The 4,937-nt window shown below is 24.3% G+C and carries 5 protein-coding genes and 1 pseudogene; 1 reads left to right on the top strand and 5 read right to left on the bottom strand.

Annotated elements, in window-relative coordinates; all coding sequences use genetic code 11:
• Window positions 1-127: pseudogene (locus Q0370_RS04400) on the top strand (4-hydroxy-3-methylbut-2-en-1-yl diphosphate synthase); the annotation flags it as partial.
• A gap of 24 nt (window positions 128-151) precedes the next feature.
• Here Q0370_RS04400 and Q0370_RS04395 read toward each other — a convergent pair.
• The 5 genes from Q0370_RS04395 to Q0370_RS04375 all read right to left on the bottom strand — a co-directional run bounded on the left by Q0370_RS04395 (window position 152) and on the right by Q0370_RS04375 (window position 4,822).
• The gene (locus Q0370_RS04395) at window positions 152-1,039 is read right to left on the bottom strand and encodes a hypothetical protein (RefSeq protein WP_299572640.1); all 888 of its coding nucleotides are present in this window, start codon (window positions 1,037-1,039) and stop codon (window positions 152-154) included.
• An 81-nt stretch (window positions 1,040-1,120) separates the two neighbouring features.
• A complete protein-coding gene (locus Q0370_RS04390; protein ID WP_299572638.1) occupies window positions 1,121-1,984 on the bottom strand; it encodes a hypothetical protein in 864 nt (287 codons plus the stop codon).
• 29 nt (window positions 1,985-2,013) lie between these two features.
• Window positions 2,014-2,808 (bottom strand): hypothetical protein, encoded by a 795-nt coding sequence (locus Q0370_RS04385; RefSeq protein ID WP_299572636.1) that lies wholly within the window; start codon window positions 2,806-2,808, stop codon window positions 2,014-2,016.
• A gap of 24 nt (window positions 2,809-2,832) precedes the next feature.
• Window positions 2,833-3,735 (bottom strand): hypothetical protein, encoded by a 903-nt coding sequence (locus tag Q0370_RS04380; protein WP_299572633.1) that lies wholly within the window; start codon window positions 3,733-3,735, stop codon window positions 2,833-2,835.
• A gap of 235 nt (window positions 3,736-3,970) precedes the next feature.
• A complete protein-coding gene (locus Q0370_RS04375) occupies window positions 3,971-4,822 on the bottom strand; it encodes a hypothetical protein (protein WP_299572631.1) in 852 nt (283 codons plus the stop codon).
• Window positions 4,823-4,937: the final 115 nt, after the last annotated feature.

The following is a 4,937-nucleotide window of genomic DNA, read 5'->3' as shown; positions in this document are numbered from 1 at the left end:
GGATTTAGGAATTGCAGGCGGGAATGGTAAAGGTCTGATTTTCAAAAAAGGACAAATTATAAAAAAAGTTGAAGAAAAAGATTTATTAGCAGAACTTATTAACGAAATAAATAAATTGGAGGAATAGTATGTATAGGAGTTTAAAAAGTTTTTATTTTTCATTATTTTCATCTAAAAAATTATTAGAGATTTGACTATTTCTCAAATCAATTTCTTCTTTATCTTTAAAATTATATTTGCTGTCTTTTCCTTCATTTTTTAAATAGTTATTTTCAACATTCAAATAAATCACAATTTGTAAAGTCATAAAATATAGCAAAAATAAAGATATAATAACTGAAAAAACAATAACTATTAGGAATGTTCCTGCTCTATCAAGTAAAATTCTCGGAATTGGGAAATCGATTATCATAATTCCAATAATAAACCCTACTATAAGTATGATTCCAGGAATTATTTTCTTTAGTCTATTTCCTTCAGATAGTTTTAAACTATAGTCTATAGATTCTGAAAGAGTTAAATTACGAATATAGTATACGTCGTAAAAATAAAGTAAAGCCCATACGAAAACTACTATTGCAGTTATATATGCTAAAAGAGCTAGAAAGGCTCCTATAAAAGAAAGATTTTCTAACACAGATAAAATTATTCTTAAACCGACACCTATTCCTAATAATGTAAGTAATTTTATAAGAATTCCTTTTGCTGAAAACTTATCTGCTCTTCCTTCTACTTTTAATGCAATTTTTCTTAAAAAATATGCTATAAAATAATTATTTGCTACTGTGAATGCAAAAGCTAAAACAAAATTTAATAAAAAAAACATAGGTATTAAATATTCATAAAAAGCTATGATATTAACCAAAAAACGACTATAATAACGATTTGCGAATGGAATAAATATTAAAATAAACTGAAAAAATACAAGCAACTTATTTTCTTTAAGAATTATCTTAAATAAATCAAATGCTGCACTAAAAGTTTCTCCAATTCCAAGATCTTTTTTAAAGATTTTTTCTCTTAAATTTTCCAAATACATAATTTATTTTTCCTTTCCATTTTTTATAATTATACACTAAGTTTAAGAATACTTCAAACTTTAAGCTCGTTTCTCTTTCTCTTAAGCCTGTCTTTTCAAATAATCATACTCCACATTTAAAAATATTACCGTATTCATTATTATTCCTGCAATTCCTAATATACTTGAAATAAATCCGCATACTACAGCAATTAGAAATACAACATACGATGGCATAAAAACAAATAACTTAGTTGAAAATGGCAATACGAACACAAGATTTATCGCTGTAATAATAAGTGTTGGTATCAATATTCTCAATCTATTTTTTTTAGATAATGCCAAATTATATTTAAAAGCTTCTAAAACTTTTATATTTCTTATATATAAAGTTTGCATGAAATAAAGAATATTTAGAGCTACAACTATCACTATTATAAAATACACTCCATACATAATATATTCAAGAAATCTTGAATTAAAATTTTTCGTAATTAAAGAAAAAATTGTTACCATCACTGACATAATCACTATTATGACTCCCATTACAATACAAAACAATAAATATATCCCAATAAATGTTAAATATTTAAAAAATACATTCTTAAATTTATACTCATTTTCCCGACCTTCAATTTTATAAGCTACTTTTGTATAAATTACACCTATCAATAAACCTAAACAAAGGGATACCAAAAGAATACCTGAAAATATCAAAAGTGCTGAAACAACTGCTTCTAAAATAGCCTCTCTATCCTCAACTTGACCTGCAATTTGCATTTTTATAAGAATATTTTGCACTGTAGCATTAGAAAAAAATGTCCATATATTTCCAATAGCAAACAAACTAGCACATAATTTATTTTCTTTTAAAAATATTTTCAAAATTTCAAATGTTTTTTTGAAATATTCTACCATTTTTAATTTTTTATCAAATAATTCTCTTTGTAAATTTTCAAAATCCATAATTTTAATTCCCCTTTCAAAATCAAAAATTAAATCTTACTTTTCATTATTTTCTCTACATTTTTCCCACATGATTTGAGATAGTCATTCTCTACATTCAAAAATACAATTACATACATTATTACAAAAATAATTTCAAAAATACTTGAAATACTTGCTGAAAGAATTATAACGATATTTCTTATATAAAGCTGTTCAAAATTATTATAATAGTAAGTCAACATTGACAATGAACCACTTAATAAAGTTAGAATAATAATAGGAATTCCGATTCTTAATTTATTTTTTCTTGCTAGTATTAGATTATACTTGAAAGATTCCCAAATGTTCATATCTCTTCCTGTATATATCTGAGTAAAGTATGGAATAAGTACTAATGTAAGAATTAAAAATACCAGCCCGATTATTTGTGTATTTAAAATCTGATTCTTTATCAATATTTTTATAGCAAATTTTAACTGTTCCCTTAAAACAGCTACAAAAGGAACAATAAATATCATTACCAGCAAAAGTTTTAAATATTTTAGAATTAAACTTTTAAATTTATATTTACTTTCTGTGCTTTCTATCCGATGTAGCACTTTCGCATATGAGATAAAAATAAAAATTCTTCCATAAAATACTAATGCAATACTTATGAATATATATTTTTTTACAAAATTTAATGGCATTATTCCAGTTAGAATATTTGCAAGAACCAAAAACATAACCCATAATTTATTTTCTAAAATAAATACTCTTAGAACTCGAAACATCCACATAAAATATTCAGTTATATTAAGTTTTCTATCACGTAAATCCTTTTGTAAATCCTTAAAATCCATATTTATTTTATTTCCTTTCAAAATTTATTGTAAATTTTTATCCTGTTTTTTCAAATAATTATATTCCACATTCAAAAATACTATAACTGCTATTGTTATCATAAAGATAAGTAAAAAGCTTGAAATAGCCCCAAAGATTACTGATAGCGGAAATGCTACAAATAATGGCAGTTCAAAAATTTCTAGTGAAAATATTGTAAAAGGCATTAGCAAAAAATAATTTAAAATTCCAAATAAATCTGATAAAAATGGAATTTTTACAATAAAATCTAAAATTGCAAGAATAATAACAGGAGTTAAAATTCTTAACTTATTATTTTTAGATATTTGTAAATTATACTGAAATGCTTTAGAAAATGACATATTTCTTATGTAGTATGCTTGAATAAAATACGCCACTTTCGATAAAAGAAATAATATTAATAATGTTAATGGTATTATTAAAATTCCCTTTATTACAAGCAGTATTGTTATTGCCGCTGTATCACTAATACCCCCTCCTGAACCAATCATCCACATAAGAATAAAATTAGCCCAGCCTAAAACAATTAATATTCTAAAGAAAATAGCTAGAATTGCAGTACATATTCCAAATATAATTAAATATTTAGTAACTATATTTTTCAAATCATACTCTTTAGTATTTTCAATTCTTTGTGCAACTTTTGTAATCAAAACTGCATAAAACAAGCCAATATAAATTACAATCAAAAACATCATTATTAGTACCAAAAAATTGTCATTTGAAATCGCTCTTATAACAATACTATTAAAAAATAACAGAAAAATATTTGCAACTAAAAAGAATATCGTCCATAATTTATTTTCGTTCACAAATACTTTCAAAACATCAAATGCTATTCTAAAATATTCTCCCATTTGCAATTTTCTTTTGGATAATTCATTTTTTAAATTCTGTATCTTCATTTTTAATTCCTCCTTTATTATTTTTTAGATTTATTACAATCCCTGCTTTTCCAAGTAATCGTATTCTACATTCAAAAAAATTATAACTCCCACTATTGCTATAAATATTCCTAAAAAGCTTGAAATAATTCCAGCTATCGTAGATATCGGAAAAATTATAATTAATGGTATCTTGTCAAAAAGACGTAAAAAAAATGGTACTCTAAGGACAGCATTTAATAATACAAAAATAATATTATCTGTTGTTAAAGTCTACATATTCTAAGTTCAAATAAACAAGATTGCTCACCATTGTTCCCAAAACTGTATAAAGAAGTCCTGCTATTCCTCCAAAAACAGCATTAACAGTCATTAGCGTAACCTGGTTTTTTATTGTAGCTTCAAATAACCAGCCTGAAAAATAATTAATTCCTACAAATACAGTAAAAATTGTTAATAGTACAGTCAACATCCGTATTCTATTCCCTTTGCTTATATAAAAGTTATATTTGAATGCTTCAATTATATTTATTTTTCTTAGATAGTACGCCTGCTCGAAATATAAAAGATTTAGCTGTAAAATAATCCATAAGATTAAAAACGAAAGTGTCGATCTTGTAAATACTGTAATTATAATTCCCAATATTATCAAAAATACTTGTAATACTATGTTTACAAATGTTATAGTTAAAAATTTTACAATAATTTCAACTAGACTAAACTCATTTTCCCGCTCTTCAACTTCCAAGCCCATTTTTTTTCTTATAACAGCCGAAATAAATCGAATAATTAAATAGACTATAATAAAGCATAATATAAACAGCATCACTTCAGACGTTAGCTCATTAAATTCTTTACTTTTTACAAACTCATTAGAATTAATTTTTGTACTTCCATATTTTTTTACAATTTTATCCATTACCGCCATTACTTCTGCCCCTTGAAATATTACAACAACTCCAAGAAAAAATGAAAACAGGAAATGAAAAAATAGCAGTATTGGATGTTTTTTTGAAAACACTTTCAAAGCATTAAAACCATTACTAAAATATTCCCATGTAGAAAAATATCTGTTTTTTAAATCATTTCTTAATTTATTAAAATCCATCAGGACTCCTCTCTTTTCTATTTTTATATCAAAAATTATAGCATACTTTATTTATTTTTAAAAACTTTTTTTACAGTAAAACTCTTCTAAAATTTATAATTATTGCCCTAAAATT

It is taken from the genome of uncultured Leptotrichia sp., from assembly GCF_938036635.1.
GTDB lineage: Bacteria > Fusobacteriota > Fusobacteriia > Fusobacteriales > Leptotrichiaceae > Leptotrichia > Leptotrichia hongkongensis.
This window is presented reverse-complemented; position numbering and strand designations above follow the sequence as displayed.

Excerpts from the sequence above, each read along its gene's own strand:
- Q0370_RS04395 (WP_299572640.1), bottom strand. The coding sequence starts at position 1,039 with ATGTATTTGGAAAATTTAAGAGAAAAAATCTTTAAAAAAGATCTTGGA.
- Q0370_RS04390 (WP_299572638.1), bottom strand. The coding sequence starts at position 1,984 with ATGGATTTTGAAAATTTACAAAGAGAATTATTTGATAAAAAATTAAAA.
- Q0370_RS04385 (WP_299572636.1), bottom strand. The coding sequence starts at position 2,808 with ATGGATTTTAAGGATTTACAAAAGGATTTACGTGATAGAAAACTTAAT.
- Q0370_RS04380 (WP_299572633.1), bottom strand. The coding sequence starts at position 3,735 with ATGAAGATACAGAATTTAAAAAATGAATTATCCAAAAGAAAATTGCAA.
- Q0370_RS04375 (WP_299572631.1), bottom strand. The coding sequence starts at position 4,822 with ATGGATTTTAATAAATTAAGAAATGATTTAAAAAACAGATATTTTTCT.